Source organism: Flavobacterium sp. N502536 (assembly GCF_025947345.1).
Lineage (GTDB): Bacteria > Bacteroidota > Bacteroidia > Flavobacteriales > Flavobacteriaceae > Flavobacterium.
Genome location: NZ_CP110011.1, coordinates 2,669,650 through 2,689,909, shown reverse-complemented (window position 1 = coordinate 2,689,909; position 20,260 = coordinate 2,669,650). Strand labels below are relative to the sequence as shown.

Annotated in this window: 17 protein-coding genes and 1 tRNA gene; 2 read left to right on the top strand and 16 right to left on the bottom strand. The window is 36.9% G+C overall.

The annotated features are described in order from the left end of the window. Nucleotides 1-184 precede the first annotated feature (184 nt). The 16 genes from OLM61_RS11680 to mraZ all read right to left on the bottom strand — a co-directional run bounded on the left by OLM61_RS11680 (nucleotide 185) and on the right by mraZ (nucleotide 18,428). Nucleotides 185-1,126 carry an AraC family transcriptional regulator gene (locus OLM61_RS11680; RefSeq protein ID WP_264522858.1) on the bottom strand — a complete coding sequence of 314 codons (942 nt, stop codon included), beginning with the start codon at nucleotides 1,124-1,126 and terminating at the stop codon, nucleotides 185-187. A 177-nt stretch (nucleotides 1,127-1,303) separates the two neighbouring features. Next, a tRNA-Arg gene (locus tag OLM61_RS11675) sits at nucleotides 1,304-1,377 on the bottom strand. 87 nt (nucleotides 1,378-1,464) lie between these two features. After that, nucleotides 1,465-1,914 carry a GatB/YqeY domain-containing protein gene (locus tag OLM61_RS11670; protein WP_263362790.1) on the bottom strand — a complete coding sequence of 150 codons (450 nt, stop codon included), beginning with the start codon at nucleotides 1,912-1,914 and terminating at the stop codon, nucleotides 1,465-1,467. A gap of 206 nt (nucleotides 1,915-2,120) precedes the next feature. Continuing rightward, nucleotides 2,121-4,151, bottom strand: a complete 2,031-nt coding sequence (gene ftsZ / locus OLM61_RS11665) for a cell division protein FtsZ (protein WP_264522857.1) — start codon at nucleotides 4,149-4,151, stop codon at nucleotides 2,121-2,123. A gap of 82 nt (nucleotides 4,152-4,233) precedes the next feature. Continuing rightward, nucleotides 4,234-5,655, bottom strand: coding sequence for a cell division protein FtsA (gene ftsA / locus OLM61_RS11660; protein ID WP_264522856.1), 1,422 nt, complete (start codon nucleotides 5,653-5,655; stop codon nucleotides 4,234-4,236). 6 nt (nucleotides 5,656-5,661) lie between these two features. Further along, nucleotides 5,662-6,384: a cell division protein FtsQ/DivIB gene (locus tag OLM61_RS11655; RefSeq protein WP_264522855.1), complete on the bottom strand. Its 723-nt coding sequence runs from the start codon at nucleotides 6,382-6,384 to the stop codon at nucleotides 5,662-5,664. Further along, on the bottom strand, nucleotides 6,371-7,720 hold the full coding sequence (gene murC / locus OLM61_RS11650; protein ID WP_264522854.1) for a UDP-N-acetylmuramate--L-alanine ligase: 1,350 nt from the start codon (nucleotides 7,718-7,720) through the stop codon (nucleotides 6,371-6,373). Before murC ends, OLM61_RS11655 begins: the two co-directional genes overlap by 14 nt. Before the next feature lie 122 nt (nucleotides 7,721-7,842). Then, nucleotides 7,843-8,934, bottom strand: coding sequence for an undecaprenyldiphospho-muramoylpentapeptide beta-N-acetylglucosaminyltransferase (gene murG / locus OLM61_RS11645; RefSeq protein WP_264522853.1), 1,092 nt, complete (start codon nucleotides 8,932-8,934; stop codon nucleotides 7,843-7,845). Between the two features lie 116 nt (nucleotides 8,935-9,050). Next, on the bottom strand, nucleotides 9,051-10,364 hold the full coding sequence (locus OLM61_RS11640; RefSeq protein WP_264522852.1) for an FtsW/RodA/SpoVE family cell cycle protein: 1,314 nt from the start codon (nucleotides 10,362-10,364) through the stop codon (nucleotides 9,051-9,053). An 89-nt stretch (nucleotides 10,365-10,453) separates the two neighbouring features. After that, nucleotides 10,454-11,785, bottom strand: coding sequence for a UDP-N-acetylmuramoyl-L-alanine--D-glutamate ligase (gene murD / locus OLM61_RS11635; protein WP_264522851.1), 1,332 nt, complete (start codon nucleotides 11,783-11,785; stop codon nucleotides 10,454-10,456). Next, on the bottom strand, nucleotides 11,786-13,021 hold the full coding sequence (gene mraY, locus OLM61_RS11630; protein ID WP_264522850.1) for a phospho-N-acetylmuramoyl-pentapeptide-transferase: 1,236 nt from the start codon (nucleotides 13,019-13,021) through the stop codon (nucleotides 11,786-11,788). It abuts the gene before it with no gap. Nucleotides 13,022-13,130: 109 nt separating this feature from the next. Then, complete coding sequence (locus OLM61_RS11625) at nucleotides 13,131-14,594, bottom strand: UDP-N-acetylmuramoyl-L-alanyl-D-glutamate--2,6-diaminopimelate ligase (RefSeq protein ID WP_264522849.1); 1,464 nt, start codon at nucleotides 14,592-14,594, stop codon at nucleotides 13,131-13,133. Beyond that, a complete protein-coding gene (locus OLM61_RS11620) occupies nucleotides 14,591-16,600 on the bottom strand; it encodes a penicillin-binding protein (RefSeq protein WP_264522848.1) in 2,010 nt (669 codons plus the stop codon). The genes OLM61_RS11625 and OLM61_RS11620 overlap by 4 nt, the downstream gene beginning before the upstream one ends. Beyond that, nucleotides 16,591-16,938, bottom strand: coding sequence for an FtsL-like putative cell division protein (locus tag OLM61_RS11615; protein WP_264522847.1), 348 nt, complete (start codon nucleotides 16,936-16,938; stop codon nucleotides 16,591-16,593). The genes OLM61_RS11620 and OLM61_RS11615 overlap by 10 nt, the downstream gene beginning before the upstream one ends. A gap of 133 nt (nucleotides 16,939-17,071) precedes the next feature. Next, complete coding sequence (gene rsmH, locus OLM61_RS11610) at nucleotides 17,072-17,980, bottom strand: 16S rRNA (cytosine(1402)-N(4))-methyltransferase RsmH (protein WP_173965549.1); 909 nt, start codon at nucleotides 17,978-17,980, stop codon at nucleotides 17,072-17,074. Then, a complete protein-coding gene (gene mraZ, locus OLM61_RS11605) occupies nucleotides 17,955-18,428 on the bottom strand; it encodes a division/cell wall cluster transcriptional repressor MraZ (protein ID WP_173965548.1) in 474 nt (157 codons plus the stop codon). Before mraZ ends, rsmH begins: the two co-directional genes overlap by 26 nt. A 378-nt stretch (nucleotides 18,429-18,806) precedes the next feature. Here mraZ and OLM61_RS11600 point away from each other — a divergent pair, with 378 nt between their 5' ends. Together OLM61_RS11600 and yihA are read left to right on the top strand one after the other, a co-directional pair. Continuing rightward, nucleotides 18,807-19,571, top strand: coding sequence for an alpha/beta fold hydrolase (locus OLM61_RS11600; RefSeq protein WP_264522846.1), 765 nt, complete (start codon nucleotides 18,807-18,809; stop codon nucleotides 19,569-19,571). A 42-nt stretch (nucleotides 19,572-19,613) separates the two neighbouring features. Further along, nucleotides 19,614-20,234 carry a ribosome biogenesis GTP-binding protein YihA/YsxC gene (gene yihA / locus OLM61_RS11595; protein ID WP_264522845.1) on the top strand — a complete coding sequence of 207 codons (621 nt, stop codon included), beginning with the start codon at nucleotides 19,614-19,616 and terminating at the stop codon, nucleotides 20,232-20,234. The last annotated feature ends 26 nt before the right edge of the window (nucleotides 20,235-20,260 follow it).

Sequence of the window (20,260 nt, the reverse complement as noted above, 5' to 3'; positions counted from 1 at the left end):
AAACGCCTTATTTAAAGGCGTTTTGTTTTATATAAATTTTAAATATGCTCCTGACGGTATAGAATACGATTAGAAATACTTTACTCTAAAATTAAACTGTAAACCATTACCCGTCAAAGAAAAGGAGATCCTAAATGACAATTTCATTCCATTTGATTTAAATTAATTTTAATTTTTACCGGTATCACAGTAATTTTATGGGGATGTAAATGTCAATAATGTGAAGGTTCTCAGGATGCAGTTTCGGATCGTTTAAATGACTTAAAAAGAAATTCCTGTTATCAGGCTGATAGCCATTTTCTTCAAACCATACTTCGTAAATGTAATTCCAGGTTTTAAAACATTCAGACATTAGCGCTTCTTTATGGAAAACAGCGTATAAACCCCCGCTTATTACTGTACTGCCAATTACTCCCTCGCCCACTATTTTTTCGGGAACAGACAAACAAACATCAGCCTGGAGCTTTCCCTCTAAATTAGCATTGCTTCTATAAACAGTCAGCGCTTTGGTTTCAGGAAAATTTACTAAATTTCGAGGAGAAGCCCAGCTAAAAAGCTGTTTAAACATCTCTTCAAATGTTTCACTATCATGCTTGTGGATATTGAGGTTTCGGATGTAAATAACATTAAATGCCTCCAGTTTTTTAATTTCAAAATCAAGTTTCATTGTTTCACTCATTTCAATATTTTTTAAGTTATTTAATTTGAGTGCAAGGTAGTTTTCGATTTCGGACTGCATTTTTCCAATATTGCTATCTGTTATACCAATATTGCTATTTTGATGTCGTTTTCGCCATTCCGTTGGCGTCATCTGTCTCACTTCGCGGAAACTTCTTGAAAAAGACGAAATGCTTAAAAAACCACAGTCATTGGCTATTTCACTAATCGTTTTTGAAGGATTGTACATTAAGAAAAACAGCGCTCTTTCTATCTTTGCGTTTTTAATAAACTCATTGATCGTCGTTCCTGTTACTGACTTGAAGATTCGATGAAAATGAAATTTTGAGAAATTAGAAAGATCAGCCAATTTCTCTAAAGAAAGTTCCTCCTGAAGGTTTTCTTTAATATAATCGATACTCTTATTGATTCTAAAATAGTACTCTTTAACAGACTCTTCCTTTGTCATTCGTTTTGATCTATAGTGCTTCTTAACTAATAGTATTGGGATGTGTACACAAAGTTAAGAAAGTAACACAAAACCTTTTTATATTTTAAAGTTATCAGGCCTCTTAAATTAAGATCTGTGACAAAGTTCCAGACACAAAAAAACCCGAGAACATACATTCTCAGGCCTTTGTTTTAGTGACCACGGAGGGGTTCGAACCCCCAACCCTCAGAGCCGAAATCTGATATTCTATCCAGTTGAACTACGTGGTCGAAAATATTAAACTTTCAAATTCCAAATCTCAAATTCCAATTTTAGAATTGGAATTTGGATTTTAAATATTGGAATTTATATTGTTTTTATACTAATAATTTTTTTACAATTGCCGAAATGGTTTTTCCTTCAGCTGTTCCGCCCAATTGTGCAGTAGCCAATCCCATTACTTTACCCATTGAAGCGATTCCAGAAGCTCCGGTTTCAGCAATGATTTTTGCTATTACTGCCTCTACTTCTTCCTCACTTAACTGAGCTGGTAAAAACTTCTCGATTACTGCTACCTGAGCCAATTCCGGTTCTGCTAGATCAGGACGGTTTTGCTCGGTAAAAATTCTGGCGCTTTCTTTACGGGTTTTCACCAATCTTTGAAGCAATTTAATTTCATCGTCTTCTGTCAATTCTTCTTTAGAACCTGAAGCCGTTGCAGCCAATAACATTTCAGATTTAATCGCTCTTAATGCTTCTAATGCTACTGTATCTTTTGCTCTCATGGCCGTTTTAATTTCGTCCATGATTAGTGTTTGTAAACTCATTTTTTACTTTTATTTAAATAAGCCAGGCTTATCGATTGCTAAATTACATTTAAAACTATAATGTTGTCTTCGCCCTAACGCATCATCAAGATTCACTTTAAAAACCTGTTTACGAAGTCAAATTTTAAATTCTGTGCGAAGATAAAAAAAATAACCCGAAAATTAAATCCAATTTTCGGGTTATCCTAATTATTATGATTCTAAAATTAATCTACGTTGTCGTGCAAAAACGAATTGTTGGAGCGCAATTGTAAATCGTTGTTACTATCTGTTCCAACCGAAATTCTTGAATTGGTGTTATTTGATTGTGAATTAGACAAATCGATACCTAATCTTTTGTAAGCAGGCTCTTTTTCCAGTTCATCAATTCTAGACACATTATTATGGAATTTATAATTAAACTCTTTTAATTTTTTTCTTCTTTCTTCCGCTCTCAAACGTAAAGTCTCTTCGATTGTCAATTCCATCGGAGAAACATTAGCCGTTGTTGAATAATCGGCATCCGTAGCAAAATCAGGTCTTGGTTTCATGGTGATATTCAATTCCTCAGGAATTACTTCTTCTACCACTTTTTCAACCGGTTTTGAGGTCATTAAATCGTTTTCAACCTCCATGTACTCTTCTAAAGAATACTTGATGATTCCTTTATCAGAAAGTTCCGTTACCGGTACAAAAGAAACCGGATCATTCACTTTGATGTTACGGGTTTCGTTTGTTAATTCGAATAAAATTTTAGTTTCTTCAACAACTGGCTCTTTTTTCACTTCAGGCTCTGATCTGAAAATTGGCAAATCAAAGGAGAAGGTTGTTTGTTCTTCTCTTTCGAATGTTCTTTGCTGCTGCACTTGCTGAACAGGTTTTACATCCTGAAAAACTTCTGCCTGTGGAGCCGTAATGGTAAAATCAATATCGGTTATTGGCGAAACGATTTCAAAAGTAACGTCAAGGTTTTTGATAAACTCAGACATCACTACTAACTCTTCCTGATTGATTGTTGGAGTAACTGCAACCGGAGCAACTTCAAATGGAGTAACTGCAACTGGCACAACCGGAGTAGGTGTTACGGGAGCAACCGTATCTTCATCATCCATCAAATCAAAAACAATTTTTTCTTCTGATTTGCTGGTTGGTGTATCGATTGTTAAATCAAAAGCAGTAACCGATTTATTGGTTAGATTATGAACGCTTCTTTGCTCATCCTCTAAGGTATGAATGATTTTCTTAGGCTCTGTATTAACGATTTCATTTTGTTGTTCAACATCAAAACCTGTCGCAATAATAGTCACAGCAATAGCATCACCAAGAGTTTCGTCTTCACCAACCCCCATGATAATATTGGCATTGTAACCTGCTTCTACCTGAATGTGATCGTTGATTTCACCAATTTCATCCAGCGTAATCTCATTTGATCCAGAAACGATAAGCAACAATACGTTTTTGGCTCCTGTAATTTTATTGTCGTTTAACAATGGAGAATCCAAGGCTGAAATAATAGCTTCCTTGGCTCTGTTTTCTCCCTCGGCAACAGAAGATCCCATGATCGCTGTTCCACTATTCGAAAGAACAGTTTTAGCGTCACGTAAATCGATATTTTGAGTATAGTGGTGCGTAATTACTTCGGCAATACCTCTTGAGGCAGTTGCTAAAACTTCATCCGCTTTAGAGAATCCGGCTTTAAAACCAAGATTTCCGTATACTTCTCTTAATTTATTATTGTTGATCACGATTAATGAATCGACCTGCTTGCGCAATTTTTCGATTCCTAAAAGTGCCTGCTCCTGACGTACTTTCCCTTCAAACTGAAACGGAATGGTCACAATACCCACTGTCAGAATTTCTCTTTCTTTTGCCAACTGCGCAATTACCGGAGCTGCACCGGTACCTGTTCCACCACCCATACCAGCGGTAATAAATACCATCTTAGTACCACGGTCTAACATTTTTTCGATATCAGCGATGCTCTCAATAGCAGATTGCTGTCCTACATCAGGATTTGCTCCTGCTCCAAGACCTTCTGTTAAATTTACTCCTAACTGAATTTTGTTAGGGACCGAACTGTTCTGTAGTGCCTGTGAATCGGTATTACAAACGATAAAATCTACGCCTTTAATACCTTGTTTAAACATGTGGTTGATAGCGTTACTACCACCTCCACCTACACCTATTACTTTGATTACATTTGATTGGTTTTTTGGTAAATCAAATGAAATACTTCCAAATTCTGAGTTGCTCATCATCTTTTTGGTTTTTGAAATTCTTATTTAATACATTTTTTACTTCTTGATCTGGGGCAAAAAGTAATCCTTTTCTCTTATTATTCTATTCTGCGTTGTCTAAAAAATCTTTGATTTTATCGACATATCGGTCAAAAAATGATCTTCTAATTTTTGTTTCTGTTGATTCTTCCTTAGAGCTGTTGTTTCGAACTTCTCTGGTTTCTTCAATAGTTTCTACTCTTTCAACGTAGTTTTCTTCTACTTCGTATCGCTGTTGTACCGGCTGTTGCTGCTGTGGTGGTACATTTCTGTAAACCACTTTTGTCTGCTCGTTTACAATCTCCATTCTTACAGCACTTTGCGTACTGTTTTCGATACTGTTCATTACTAAACCAACTGCGGTTGCAAATAACGGACTTGAGATTTCTTCGCTGGAATTTCCTGCCAGATGCTCATTTGGATATCCAATTCTGGTATCCATACCTGTAATGTACTCTACTAATTGTTTAATGTGTTTTAGCTGAGCACCACCACCTGTAAGCACAATTCCGGCAATTAATTTTTTACGGGGATCTTCGTGTCCGTAAGCCTTAATTTCTGCAAAAACCTGCTCTACAATTTCCACCACACGGGCATGAATAATTTTAGATAAGTTTTTAAGCGAAATTTCTTTTGGCTCTCTTCCTCTTAATCCCGGAATAGAGACAATTTCGTTGTCTTTATTTTCTCCCGGCCAGGCCGATCCGAATTTTATTTTTAAAAGCTCTGCTTGTTTTTCAATAATCGAACAACCTTCTTTGATATCGTCTGTAATAACATTTCCTCCAAAAGGAATCACGGCAGTATGACGAATAATACCATCTTTAAAAATGGCTAAATCTGTTGTTCCTCCACCGATATCAATTAACGCTACTCCTGCTTCTTTTTCTTCCTGACTTAAAACCGCATCGGCAGAAGCCAAAGGTTCTAATGTTAGTCCTGACAATTCGATACCCGAACTCTGAATACATCTTCCTACGTTTCTGATCGAAGAAGCCTGCCCTACCACTACGTGAAAACTCGATTCCAGCCTTCCTCCGTACATTCCGATAGGCTCTTTAATTTCAGATTGCCCGTCAATTTTAAACTCTTGTGGCAAAACATGAATGATTTCTTCTCCCGGTAACATGGCCAGTTTATTTACCTGGTCAATCAAAAGCTGAATGTCTTTTTCTCCAATTACTTCTTCCGGATTATTACGGCTGATGTAATCTGTATGCTGAATACTTCTGATGTGCTGTCCGGCGATACCCACAACCACATCCTTAATTTTATAACCTGAATTATTTTCTGCTTCAAGTATTGCCTGCTGAATGGATTGAATCGTTTGTGTGATGTTATTTACAACTCCTCTGGCGACTCCCAAACTTTTGGATTTCCCAATCCCCAAAATCTCCAGTTTACCATACTCGTTCTTCTTGCCTATCATGGCAACTATTTTGGTTGTTCCAATATCTAGACCTACTGCAATGTTATCTTTTTCCATTTTCTATTATTTTGTGCAAACTACTTGTTCCGTAAACCTAAGGTCAATTTTTTTGTATTTGTATAACGAACTATCTAAAACCGCTTTTTGAAAAAAGGCTTTATAGTTATTAAATTTCTTATCAACATTCATCGTTCTGCCAAAGTCGATGAAGTAATTATAATTTCTATTAAACAATTTTAAGCTACCATTAGGCATAATTTGTATTGCAATGATGTTTTTTTTCAAAAACGCATCGTCATAAATTGTGCGAAATAAAGCAGCTAAATCTTCGTTATTTTTTTTATTAATTGCCCCCGAAACAAGAGGAACTCTCGCAGTATAATTGTCAGACAAAGGCATTTTATTACCCTCATAGTCAATATAAAAAGAGCGATCACCATCATAAACTCGCGCTATTGGTGTCTTCTGTTTTACTACTGCTTTTAGAACGCCATCGATACTTACAAAAACATCTGACTTCTCAATCATGTCTTGCGCATCAAGGGTTTTCTCTATCTTATTCAAATCTAACTCATCTTTTCTAATACTGGAAGCGTCTCTTTTATTTTCTATCAACAATTTATTAACCGTTTCAGGCTTCACAAAAAGCGTATTTTCTCCTACAAAAACGACCATCGATTTTTTTAATTTTCGATCTCCGTTTCGATGTTGGGCGAAAGAATATAAAAAAAGAACAAGCCCTAAAATGAGTATCAATCGAATATTTGTCCAATTAAATATTTTCATTCAGCATTTTTTTGATTGATGGAACCATTTCTCCAAGATCACCAGCTCCTATTGTCACAATTATTGGCGCATCACTGGCTTTGATCTCCGCTAATAAATCATCTTTTGCAACAATTTTTTTGTTCGAATTGGTCATTTTACCTAACAGCCATTCCGATGTAATTCCTTCCATTGGCAATTCACGTGCCGGATAAATATCCATTAAAAACACTTCATCAAACTTGGACAAACTTTCGGCAAATCCATCAGCAAAATCTCTGGTTCTGCTAAATAAATGCGGCTGAAAAATCGCCAGTACTTTACGTCCCGGATACAATTCGCTAACCGCTTGATGAACAGCATTTATCTCTGTTGGATGATGTGCATAATCGTCTATATAAACTAAATCTTCCGACTTAATCTGATACGAAAAACGTCTTCTGATTCCGTTAAATGAAGCGATGGCCTTTGCAATGGAGTCGGTCGGGGTGCCAAACGTTTTGGCCATTGCAATAGCCATCAATCCATTCATTAAATTGTGTTTTCCAGGCAGTCCAAATCGCAAATCAGTCATTACTTCTGATGGTGTCTGCACATCAAAAACATAACTTCCGTTATCGATACGAACGTTAAAAGCCTTATATACTGCCTCTTCATTTATAGCACACTGAACTCCTTCAAGCGGTAGTTCTTTGGTGATAAACAAGTTATTTTTATCTTCTACTTTTGAAGCAAATTCCACAAACGAAGCTTCAATCGCATCGCTGGTTCCATAAATATCCAAATGATCTGCATCCATTGAAGTAATACAGGTGATATCCGGATGTAAATGCAAAAACGAACGGTCAAATTCATCTGCCTCCACTACGGTTACTGTTTTTCCTTCTCCAATTAGATTCGAGTTGTAGTTTTCTACAATTCCACCTACAAAAGCCGTAACATCTGCTCCGCTTTCATACAAAATGTGCCCCAAAATACTTGAGGTTGTGGTTTTTCCATGTGTTCCTGCCACAGCAAAACAAAACGTGTCTTTGGTGATAATCCCTAAAACTTCTGCACGTTTTTTAACCACATAATCTCTTTCTGTAAAATAATTCCATTCTGAGTGTGTTTTGGGTACAGCAGGTGTAATAATCACCAATGTATTCTCAATATAATAATCAGTCGGAATCAAACTAATATTATCTTCAAAATGAATATCAATACCACTTTCAATCAACTCATTTGTTAGCATTGATGGCGTTTTATCGTAACCCGAAACCTGTTTCCCTATATTTTTAAAATAGCGGGCCAGGGCACTCATTCCGATGCCTCCAATACCAATAAAATAAACGTTTTGTATTTGATTTAAATTCATTTCTTTCTGCTTTAAGCATTAAGCTTTAGGCTTTAAGCCTTTCCACTTTTATCTTTAATTATTTATTCTCTAATATTATCTAACCATTCAAACCGTTCCGTTTTAAACAGTAGGCTTACAGCTTATCGCTGAATCAATTTCACAATCTCGGCTACAATATCTTGTGTAGCTCTTGGTTTTGCTAATTTCTTAATATTTGCACTCAATTGCTTTTGCTTTCCTTCATCTTTAAGCAAAGCTTCAAAAACAATACTAAATTCATTGTCCAATTCCGATTCCTTCAGCAAAATGGCTCCTTTTGCCTCTACAATGGCCTGCGCATTTTTAGTCTGATGGTCTTCGGCTACGTTAGGCGACGGAATAAATATTACCGGTTTCCCTACAATACACAATTCTGAAACTGATGACGCTCCTGCACGTGAAATAATCACATCGGCAGCGGCATATACAAAATCCATTCTTTCAATGAAATCAACCACCTTAACATTTTGCTGATTGTATTTTTTATATTCTTCAAAATACAGTTTCCCACATTGCCAGATTACCTGAACATCTTGTGAAAGAAATTTTTGCAATTCTTTTTCAATTAACTGGTTGATTCTTCTCGCTCCTAAGCTCCCGCCTAAAACCAACAATGTCTTTTTATTCGGATCTAAACCATAAAAAGCAATTGCTTCCGCACGTTTGCTCTCGATGTCGATCAAATCCTGACGAACCGGATTCCCAGTCAGAACAATTTTTTCTTTTGGGAAAAAACGTTCCAGATTTCCATAGGCTACACAAATTGCATTTGCTTTTTTGCTCAGCAATTTATTTGTAATTCCCGGAAACGAATTCTGCTCCTGAACCACTGTTGGAATTCCAGCCGATCCTGCCGCCTGTAATAAAGGTCCGCTGGCAAAACCTCCGGTACCAATGACCACATTGGGCTTAAACTGTTTTATAATTCGTCTTGACTCTAGCAAACTTGTTGCCAGTTTTAACGGAAACATCAAATTTTGTAAGGTCAGCTTTCTTTGCAAACCTGCAATCCACAGCCCTTTAATTTCATAACCCGCCTGAGGCACCTTCTGCATTTCCATTTTATCTTTGGCACCTACAAAAAGAAACTCAGCATCAGGGAATTGTAACTTTAATTCATTTGCAATAGCAATTGCAGGATAGATATGCCCTCCTGTACCACCACCACTTAATATGAATTTATATTTTGCCATATTTTTTTTAGTTATGAGTTGTGAATTATGAATTGTGAGTTCCCTCTATAACTTATCAACCTATTTCTCTATTCTCTTTCTTCTATTATCTTGCTTCTATTATTTCAGCTCTATACTTACTTATTTAGAACGGCATTCATCGGATTTCTGGAATTGTCCTCAATCGAATACATCCCTTCTTCTTCGTATATCTTCTCATCTGCCGGCAAATCTTCTTCTGATAATTCTTTGTCAATTAATCGTTGAAGTGCTTCTTTTCGTCTTTCTTTTTCTTCCTGCTCTTCGGCGATTTCTTCTTCTTTCTTCGTCACACTGATGATGATCCCAAGAGAGAAACAGGTCATCCAAATCGAACTACCTCCACTACTGATCAACGGGAGGGTCTGCCCTGTTACCGGCAACAGCTCTACCGCAACTGCCATATTAATCATCGCCTGAAAGATCATGGGGAACCCGAGTCCGACGACGACGAGTTTTCCAAATAAGGTGTTGGCTTTATGCGAGGCGATCACAAATCGGAACAACAGTAATAAATACAAAACCAAAATGGACACTCCACCCACCAAACCGTATTCTTCTACAATAATCGCATAAATAAAATCGGAAGAAGACTGTGGTAAAAAGTTCTTCTGAACACTTTTCCCTGGACCTAAACCTCCCAGTTTTCCAGATGCAATTGCAATTTTTGCTTTTTCTATCTGATAATCATCTTCATCCGGTTTATCAGTAGTAAAGTTTTCTATACGACTCCCCCAGGTACTAACCCTGCTAAAGAATCTGGACTCCGGGAACGCTTTCGCCACCAAAAGGAAAAACGCAAACATTGCAATTCCGGAACCAATGATAAACCCAATATATTTTAAGGGATACTTCCCAATAAATGTCAACATAATTACCATGGAAAAGATCAACGCAGTAGTCGAAAAGTTCGCCGGTAAAATAAGTGCCAGTGTAATAAAAACCGGCAGCCAAAGCTGTATTAACGAGGCCTGAAACGGTTCATTCTCATCTTTGGTTTTAGACAGGTATCGCGCCACAAAAATGAACAATATACTAGCTGCCAAAGTAGATGTCTGAAACGTAATTCCGATAAAAGGAACCTGAATCCAACGACTCGCGTTTGCCCCCGCAATAACAGTACCCTTTAACAAGGTATAAAGCAATAAAAACCAAACAATCGGCAAGGCAATTTTTGAAATCGCTCTGAAATAATGATACGGCACGCGATGTACCCAATAAATAATCAGAAAACCAATACACACGTGAGCCAGGTGTTTTACCAAATACCCCAAAGTGTTTCCGGTACCATGCCCAATATAGGCCAGATTACTACTCGCACTAAAAACAGGCATAAACGAAAACAACGCCAATAAAGCCACGAATGACCATATTACCCTGTCTCCTTTTAGTTTGTTCACCAGCTCTTTCATAATCTTTTGTTTCAGGTTTCTTTTGTTTCAGGTTTCATGTTTCAAGTTTCAGGCCCCGAACTTGAAACCTGAAACTTTAAACTAATTTTCTACAAGTTATGAACCGCTTGCTTAAACTGTCTTCCTCTATCCTCGTAGCTTTCGAATAAATCGAAACTTGCGCAGGCCGGTGACAATAAAACGGCATCTCCTTTTTCTGTTAAACGCTGTGCTGTTTTTACAGCATCGTTCATATTATTTACTTCAACCATGATATCAACCACATTTCCGAAAGCATTGATAATTTTATGATTATCAATTCCAAGGCAGATGATCGCTTTTACTTTTTCGCGAACTAATGACATCAATTCGTTGTAATCGTTTCCTTTATCCACTCCACCAACAATCCATACTGTTGGCACATTCATACTGTCTAAAGCAAAGAAAGTAGCATTAACATTGGTCGCTTTTGAATCGTTGATGTATTGTACATTCTGAATTTTAAGTACCTTCTCTAAACGGTGCTCAACACCTTGAAAATTCGATAAACTTTCGCGAATTGTTGCATTTCTAATTTGCATCAACTTCGCTACAGAGCTTGCTGCCATTGCGTTTTTCATGTTATGTTTTCCTTCTAACGCAATGTGTTCTGTTTCCATTGTAAACTCTTCTTGGTTGATCTTTATTTCCATTTTGTTGTTATTTATAGAAGCCCCTTCATTTAATTTTTCAGTCAATGAAAAAGGAATTAATTTTGCTTTTGTTTTGTTGTTCTTCAACCATCCTGCAATCGCCTCATCATCTGCATCATAAATCAAATAATCACTCTCGGTTTGATTCATTGTTATTCGAAACTTCGAATTGATATAGTTCTCATATTTATATTCGTATCGGTCTAAATGATCCGGACTAATATTGGTTATGATGGCTATATCGGGTCTGTAATCAATAATTCCGTCCAGCTGAAAACTACTCAGCTCAAGTACATAGGCATCGTATTTATTCTCGGCAACCTGCCAGGCAAAACTTTTTCCAATATTTCCACCCAGACCTACATTCAAACCCGCCGACTTCAGTAAATAATGGGTCAGCATCGTTGTAGTAGTTTTACCGTTACTACCTGTAATCCCGATCGTCAGCGCTTCTGTGAAAGGTTTTGCAAATTCGATTTCCGAAATCACTTTTACTCCGGCTGCTACCAGTTTTTTTACGATGGGAGATTTCTCTGGAATCCCCGGACTTTTCATCACCACATCGGCATTTAAAATCAGGTCTTCTGTATGCTGTTCCTCTTCCCAGGCAATTTTATTAATGATAAGAACTTCCTTATAACTTTCTTTTATCTTTCCAAAATCCGATACAAAAACCTCGTATCCTTTTTTCTTTCCGAGAATAGCAGTACCTACACCGCTTTCTCCTCCACCTAAAACTACCAATCTCATCTATCTTAATTTTAAAGTAACGATTGATAATATGGCTAACATGATGGCAACAATCCAAAATCGGGTTACGATTTTACTCTCATGATATCCCTTCTTCTGATAGTGATGATGCAATGGCGACATGAGGAAAATTCTGCGGCCTTCACCGAAACGCTTTTTGGTAAATTTGAAATAACTCACCTGCAAAACCACAGAGAAATTTTCTACCAAAAAGATTCCACATAATAACGGAATCAATAGTTCTTTACGAACTGCAATTGCCAACACTGCAATAATTCCTCCGATAGTTAAACTTCCCGTATCTCCCATAAAAACCGAAGCCGGATAAGAGTTGTACCAAAGAAAACCAATTAGTGCCCCTACAAATGCGGAGATAAAAACCGTCATCTCTCCTGAGTTCGGGATATACATGATATTCAGATAATTTGAAAAAATGATATTACCGGAAAGAAATGTGAATATTCCGAGTGCCAGGACCGAGACTGCCGAAGTTCCTGCGGCGAGTCCGTCAATACCGTCTGTTAAGTTGGCACCGTTTGAAACTGCTGTGATAATAAAAATCACAACCGGTATAAAAATTAACCAGGCCCATTTTTCATACCCTTCACCTGTCCAGGCTAAGATTTCGGCATAGTCGAATTCGTTATTTTTTACAAAAGGAATTGTCGTAGCAGTTGACTTTTCTTCCATAGGCGCCGGCAAAACTACCGTCGTATTAGTACCTGATGCTTTAAAAATATCTGTTCTTCCCGTATCTGTTCTAACGGTTACAGCAGGATTAAAATAAAGCACAGATCCTACTATGATCCCTAAACCAACCTGTCCGATTACTTTAAAAATTCCTTTCAGTCCTTGTTTGTCTTTTTTGAATATTTTGATGTAATCGTCTACAAAACCAATTGTTCCCATCCAAAGTGTGGTAACAATAAGCAATACAATATAAATATTATGCAAACGAGCAAACAACAAAACCGGTACCAGCGTCGCAAAAATGATAATCAGTCCCCCCATTGTCGGAGTTCCTGCTTTTTCATTCTGACCTGCAAGACCTAACTCTCTAACCGTTTCACCAACTTGCTGATTACGTAAAAAGTTTATAATTCTTTTTCCGTAAATCGTTGACAAAAGCAATGAAAGCATCAATGCTAAAGCCGATCTGAAAGTGATGTACTGAAAAACTCCCGTTCCCGGCACATCTAATGTTTTGTCTAAATATTCAAATAAATAGTATAGCATATTTCTCTATTTTTTTTAAAATTCCAATTTTTTAAATCCCAAATTCCAATGTTAAATTGGTTTTTGGATTTTGGAATTTGGAATTTCCATTGTTGGAATTTCCCTTTTGTTATTTCCCTAGTTGTTCTAAAATTTCTTTTACCGTTTCCATATCATCAAAATGATGACGTACTCCATTTATCTCCTGATAAGTTTCATGACCTTTACCGGCAATTAAGATAATATCATTGGGCTGTGCCAATTGACAAGCCGTTTTAATAGCCTGTTTTCGATCGGAAATTCTCAATATCTTTTTATAATTATGAGCCTCAACCCCCTTTTCCATCTCGTCTAAAATCACTTCAGGATCTTCGTTTCTTGGATTGTCTGAGGTTAAAATTGCCTTATCACTAAGATCTGTAGCAATTTTTGCCATAATTGGTCGTTTCGTTTTATCTCTGTTTCCGCCACAACCTACAACTGTAATCAGCTGTTCGTTTTTGGTACGGATGTCGTTAATTGTTTTTAAAACATTGTCTAAAGCATCCGGCGTGTGGGCATAATCAACAATCGCTGTGATGTTTCCTTCTGAAACAATATACTGAAAACGTCCCGAAACACTTTCTAAATCAGACAGTAAGCGCAACGCTTCAAGACTATCCATTCCTAATTCTACAGCTGTACCATAAATTGCCAGAACGTTGTAAGCATTAAAAGTTCCGATTAGTTTTACCCAAACTTCATTATCGTTTACTTTCAACAATAAACCCGACAATTGGCTTTCCAGAATCTGCGCTTTAAAGTCGGCATATGATTTTAAAGCATAGGTAAATTTTCGAGCCACTGTATTTTGTAACATCACACTTCCGTTTTTATCATCGATGTTTGATAAGACAAAAGCTGTTTTTGGCAACGAATCAAAAAAAGATTTTTTCACATCTCTGTATTCGGCAAAAGTGGGATGGTAATCCAAATGATCGTGCGACAAATTCGTGAATATCCCACCCACAAAATGTAAGGCTTCAGTTCGTTTTTGGTGAATTCCATGCGAACTTACTTCCATGAAACAATGTGTTACACCCGCTTCTATCATTTCATTCAGATAATGATTGATTGTAATAGAATCCGGTGTGGTATGTGTTGCAGGAAATTCGGTATTATCTACCATGATTTTCACGGTTGACAATAACCCCACTTTAAAACCTGCTTTTTGAAACAACTGAAACAATAATGATGCAATGGTTGTTTTTCCGTTTGTACCGGTAACTCCAACCAATTTTAATTTTTCGGATGGATTTCCGAAGAAATTAGCCGCCATAAAAGCCAAAGCCGCATTGGTATCTTTTACTTTAATATAGGTAATTCCTTTTTCGATGTTTTCAGGCAGCGTATCGCAAATAACTGCAATAGCACCCAACTGAATCCCTTTTTCAATATAATCGTGACCATCTGAAAGTGATCCGCGAATAGCCACAAAAACATCATTTGCTTCAATTTTTCTCGAGTCAAAATCAATTTTGTGTATATCGATTTCTGTTGAACCTGTTACAGATTCAATCGCTACTTTATATAATATGTCTTTCAGTATTTTCACGATAATTCTAAAACTATAATTGCGTTTTTACTAATGTTTTGTCCCGGTTGAATAGACTGTTTTTTCACCTTTCCTACTCCAATAACCCTTACTTTTAAATCTAGGTTTTCTAACAATGCAACAGCATCCATTCCCGGCATTCCTTTTAAATCCGGAACCTGATTTAATTTTTTATTGGCTTCTGCGGTATACTTGTTATAACTGTTGTCTTGTTTTGGAATCCTTGAATCCAGTCTTTTTATTTTATTTGTTGAAGGTGCGTCTGTAAATATTTTTTGAGCGATTCTTTTGAAAACCGGCCCTGAAACGTCTGCTCCGTAATAATTATTTTTTGATGTATTAGGCTTATGCACGACTACAATACAAGAGTATTTAGGATGTTCGGCCGGAAAATATCCCACAAAAGAGGATGCATAATACAACGCCGACTTTCCTTCTTTCCCTCCATAATTCACCTGTGCTGTTCCGGTTTTTCCTGCCATCGAAAAATCTTTCGAATACAATTTAGAACCGGTTCCTTTTTTAACCACATTAAGCAATACCGCTCTTACTTTGTTAATGGTTTCCTGCGAGCATACTTTCGGATTGATTACTTCTACATCAAATTTCTTGATGGTTTTGTTCCACTCTTTTATTTCAGAAACAAACTGCGGCTTAACCATCACCCCATTGTTGGCAACTGCATTGTAAAGCGCCAGTGTTTGCATAGGTGTTACCGAAACTCCGTAACCAAAAGCCATCCACGGAAGTGAAACTCCCGACCAATGTTTGTCTCCGGGTTGTGGTATATAAGGTCTTCCCTCTCCTTTAAAATGCAAGCCTAATGTTTTATTTAATCCGTACGAGTTAATATGATCTACAAATTTTGACGGATTGCTTTTATAGTTTTCATACACTGCCTGAACCATTACGGTATTGGAAGAAACTTCAAATCCACGTGCCAGCGAAATTTTTCCGTAACCTCCTCTGTGCGAATCACGAACAGCGCGTCCGTAATACCTCATTTCTCCTCCATGACTGTCATAAACCGTACTTGTATCGGCTACTTTATCTTCCAAAATCGCCATTAAATCGACCAGTTTAAAAGTCGATCCCGGTTCATGCGACTCGGCTATAGCGTAATTTGTGGTTTCATAATACGATCCGTCTTCTGATCTTCCCAAATTGGAAATCGCTTTTACATGACCCGTTTCAGTCTCCATCACCACTACACAACCATGATCGGCCTCGTATTCTTCCAACTGTTTCAATAAGGCATGGTGTGCGATATCCTGAATAAAAACATCAATGGTCGACACTACATCAAAACCATCCTGAGGATCAACTTCATTGACATCACGAATTGGTTTCCACTGTCCTTTGGCTATTTTTTGCTTTAAAATCTTACCGTCTTTACCGTTCAGATAACTTTTAAAAGCCCATTCAATCCCTTTACCTACTTCGACTCCGGTTGCCGGATCAATACGGTCGTAACCAATGGTTCTTTCCGCAATTTTCCCGATCGGATGTTTTCTTACCGTTTCCTGTTCAACAATAATTCCTCCTTTAAAAGCTCCTAAACTAAATAAAGGGAAGCCTTTTATTTTCACGTATTCGGTATAACTCAAATTACGGGCAATCAAATAATAACGGTTTTTATTTGCCCTTGCTTTTCTTAATTCCTGCTCATAATATCCACCCGGGCGATCTAAAACAGTTGCTAACGAATCGGATAATGCTTTTACATATTTCTCAAAAGTCTCCGTTTTTGGAGCTTTAGCATCAAATCGAATTTCATAATTAGGGATTGATGTCGCCAGCAAGCTTCCGTCAGCCGAATAGATGTTTCCTTTGTTTGCCGGAATTACAAAATTTCTAACGGTACGCTGTTTCGCCAGTTTTCTGTAATAATCTCCTTCTACCCATTGAATATTGGTCAACTTAACAACAATAGCAATTGCCATCACAAAGATGAAAACTGCTACGAGGTAAATTCTGTAGGATATATGTTTATCTTCTACTGCCATATTCTTTTAAAGAAACTTTTTTCTTCTTCTTTTTTTACTTCTATTTTAATTGGAGGAACCGTTGATGGAAAAATTTGCTTTTCAAGCATTTTATCCGATATCGTGGATTCCATTTTTAACTTCATCAATTCTGAACGACGGTCTACAAATTCAGATCGCAATTCTTTTACTTCGTTGTTCAGTTTTGCAATTTCAAAAACCTTCTGTTCGTAACGCTGTGTATTGGCAATCATCAGAATTGCAAGCAGAATAATGAAAACAATGAAACGCCAGTTTTTTACTGCATCATCATTGATCAGAAATCTTGCTTTTAATATATCAAATACACCACTTTTCATTTTTTCTACCTATATATATTATACTAGTTTGTTTGATTGTTTAACCGTTTAACTGTTTAATCGTTTAGGGTTGTTGTTTCAAACTCACATTTCACATTTCACAGCTCACATTTCACAACCAACATCTCACAAACTATATCTTCTCAGCAATCCTTAATTTTGCACTTCTTGCTCTGTTGTTGATTTTGATCTCAGCATCGTCCGGTACAATTAGCTTTCCGATTGTTTTAAACGGTACTGAAAAGTTTCCGTAAAAATCTCTTTCCGGCTCTCCTTCAAACATTCCGTTTTTGATAAATCTTTTTACCAGTCTGTCTTCTAAAGAATGGTAAGAGATTACCGAAAATCTTCCACCTGGATTTAAAATTTCTAACGACTGCTCGATAAACTCTTTCAAAACATCCATTTCCTGATTTACCTCAATTCGGATCGCCTGATAAATTTGAGCCAATATTTTGTTACGAACTCTTTCCGGTAAATATTTTGCCAGAACTTCTTTCAATTCATCTGTCGTTTTGATTGGATAACCTTGTCTGGCTTCCACAATTGTTCTTGCCAAAACCGGAGCATTTTTCAACTCCCCATAATCAAAAAAAACACGACGTAAATCCTGTTCTTCATATTCGTTAACCACCCGGTAAGCATTTAAATCATTTTTCTGACTCATCCGCATGTCCAGTTCAGCATCAAATCTTGTCGAGAAACCTCTTTCCGGAACATCAAACTGATGGGATGAAACCCCCAAATCGGCCAAAATTCCATCTACTCCTTTAACACCATGAAAACGCAGAAATCTTTTTATGAATCTGAAATTCTCATTAATTAAGGTAAACCGTTCATCTGGTAATGCATTCGCAAGTGCATCTTCATCCTGATCAAAAGCAAATAATTTTCCGTTTGGTCCTAATCGTCTCAAAATTTCTTTTGAATGCCCCCCGCCTCCAAACGTAACATCCACATAAATGCCGTCAGGTTTAATATTTAAACCATCAACTGTAGGATGAAGCAAAACCGGATTATGATATTCCATTGTCGTCGTCATTAATATTTCCCATTACTTCTTCGGCCAGATCTGCAAAATCCATATCTTCGCCGCTTATTGATTTTTCATATAAATCCTTATCCCAAATCTCCACAATATTAACCGCAGATGAAAAAACCACATCTTTAGAAATACCTGAAAAAGTCACCAAATCTTTTGGAACCAGTAATCGCCCCAATGCATCAATCTCTACCACTTTAACACCCGCAGTAAATCTTCGAATGAAATCATTGTTCTTTTTTACAAAGCGATTCAGCTTGTTGATTTTTTGCATCATCAGGTCCCACTCGTCCATTGGATACAATTCTAAACACTGTTGAAAAACGGAGCGCTTCAAAACAAATCCGTTTTGAAGAGAGGAAGTCAGCTGCTTTTTCAAGGGCGCAGGCAACATTAGCCTCCCCTTAGCATCGACTTTACACTCATATGTTCCGACAATTGTGTTCAAGAAAAATTCATTAATATGTTATAGGACAAAAATATAAAAAATATTACCACATTTTACCACTATGTACCACTTTGTTAATAAGTTTAACCACTTTCCTCCCACTTCGCTTAACCCATACATAATCAATACGTTAACTTATTATTAACGAATCATCAATTACACTAATCATTCAAAAAAAATACGCGCTATTTTTCTTAAAAATTTAGCTATTATGCTGGTTTCTTAACATTTAGAAAATCGATCAAAAACACCCATTTCAACTGATTTTTAATCACTTAGAAATTATACTAAAATTATCTAGTTAAAAAACGGTGGCAAAAATTCATTTTTATTTATTAAACCCTATATTTGTCCAAATTGAAATTGGCATTAAATTAAATGGACAAACACTACAAAAAAGAAGGCAAATACAGCTATTATGAAGCTGGAGAAGGAACTCCTATCGTTATTTTACATGGCTTAATGGGAGGCCTTAGTAACTTTGATGCTGTAGCCGAATATTTTCCACCAAAAGGATACAAAGTTGTAATCCCGGATTTGCCAATATACACTCAAAGCATTTTAAAAACGAACGTAAAAAGCTTTGCCAAGTATGTAAAAGACTTTATTACTTTTAAAGGCTTCGATCAGGTTATATTACTAGGCAATTCTTTAGGTGGCCACATTGCTCTCTATCACACAAAGTTGTATCCTGAAAAAGTTGCCGGACTGGTAATAACAGGAAGCTCAGGACTTTATGAAAGCGCAATGGGAGACAGCTATCCAAAAAGAGGCGATTACGAATACATCAAAAAGAAAGCTGAAGATGTTTTTTACGACCCTGCAATTGCAACACCGGAGCTTATTGACGAAGTGTATGCAACCGTTAATGACCGTATCAAACTGATCAAAACCCTGACGATTGCCAAGAGCGCCATTCGTCATAATATGGCCAAAGATTTACCAAAAATGACAACAGAAACCTGTATCATCTGGGGTAAAAATGACGCTGTTACTCCCCCAAATGTTGCCGAAGAATTTGATAAATTATTGCCTAATTCAACTTTGTACTGGATAGACAAATGTGGACACGCTGCTATGATGGAGCATCCTCAGGAATTCAACAAAATTCTGGAAGAATGGCTCGTTAAAAAGAATTTATAGCATCTAACTTTCGACTTTTAGGAGGTTTTAAAAACAAAAAACATGAAAATTAATACCGCCGAATTCATTGTCAGCAATTCTGAAGTATCAAAATGCCCGCAGGAATTTTTACCAGAATATGCTTTTATCGGAAGATCAAACGTAGGTAAATCCTCCTTGATCAACATGCTTACCAATCATAAAAATTTAGCAAAAACATCAGGACGACCTGGAAAAACACAGTTAATCAATCATTTTAAGATTAACAGCAATTGGTTCCTTGTCGATTTACCGGGTTATGGCTACGCCAAAGTATCCAAGAAAACAAAATCTGTTTTCCAGCAATTTATCACGGATTATTTTGAAACCAGAGAGCAATTAGTTTGCGCTTTTGTTTTGATTGACATCCGCCATGAAGCGCAAAAAATTGACATCGAATTCATGTCTTATATGGGAGAAAGCGAAATTCCGTTTTGCATCATCTTTACCAAAGCAGATAAAATCAGCAAAGTAAAAATCGATTCTCATATTGCAGCCTACAAAAAACAAATGTTCGCCAATAACTGGGCCGAAATGCCTCAATATTTCGTAACCTCGTCTACCGAGGCCATCGGAAAAGAAGAGCTTTTAGCGTATATCGACGAAGTAAACCAGGAGGTTTTTAAAAACAACTCGGGGTTTTAAATTCCAAATCCCAATAGGGAAATTCC

Bases quoted from the DNA above. Each gene is read 5' to 3' on its own strand.
- OLM61_RS11680 (WP_264522858.1), bottom strand. From the start codon at position 1,126: ATGACAAAGGAAGAGTCTGTTAAAGAGTACTATTTTAGAATCAATAAG.
- OLM61_RS11670 (WP_263362790.1), bottom strand. From the start codon at position 1,914: ATGAGTTTACAAACACTAATCATGGACGAAATTAAAACGGCCATGAGA.
- ftsZ (WP_264522857.1), bottom strand. From the start codon at position 4,151: ATGATGAGCAACTCAGAATTTGGAAGTATTTCATTTGATTTACCAAAA.
- ftsA (WP_264522856.1), bottom strand. From the start codon at position 5,655: ATGGAAAAAGATAACATTGCAGTAGGTCTAGATATTGGAACAACCAAA.
- OLM61_RS11655 (WP_264522855.1), bottom strand. From the start codon at position 6,384: ATGAAAATATTTAATTGGACAAATATTCGATTGATACTCATTTTAGGG.
- murC (WP_264522854.1), bottom strand. From the start codon at position 7,720: ATGAATTTAAATCAAATACAAAACGTTTATTTTATTGGTATTGGAGGC.
- murG (WP_264522853.1), bottom strand. From the start codon at position 8,934: ATGGCAAAATATAAATTCATATTAAGTGGTGGTGGTACAGGAGGGCAT.
- OLM61_RS11640 (WP_264522852.1), bottom strand. From the start codon at position 10,364: ATGAAAGAGCTGGTGAACAAACTAAAAGGAGACAGGGTAATATGGTCA.
- murD (WP_264522851.1), bottom strand. From the start codon at position 11,785: ATGAGATTGGTAGTTTTAGGTGGAGGAGAAAGCGGTGTAGGTACTGCT.
- mraY (WP_264522850.1), bottom strand. From the start codon at position 13,021: ATGCTATACTATTTATTTGAATATTTAGACAAAACATTAGATGTGCCG.
- OLM61_RS11620 (WP_264522848.1), bottom strand. From the start codon at position 16,600: ATGGCAGTAGAAGATAAACATATATCCTACAGAATTTACCTCGTAGCA.
- OLM61_RS11615 (WP_264522847.1), bottom strand. From the start codon at position 16,938: ATGAAAAGTGGTGTATTTGATATATTAAAAGCAAGATTTCTGATCAAT.
- rsmH (WP_173965549.1), bottom strand. From the start codon at position 17,980: ATGACGACGACAATGGAATATCATAATCCGGTTTTGCTTCATCCTACA.
- OLM61_RS11600 (WP_264522846.1), top strand. From the start codon at position 18,807: ATGGACAAACACTACAAAAAAGAAGGCAAATACAGCTATTATGAAGCT.
- yihA (WP_264522845.1), top strand. From the start codon at position 19,614: ATGAAAATTAATACCGCCGAATTCATTGTCAGCAATTCTGAAGTATCA.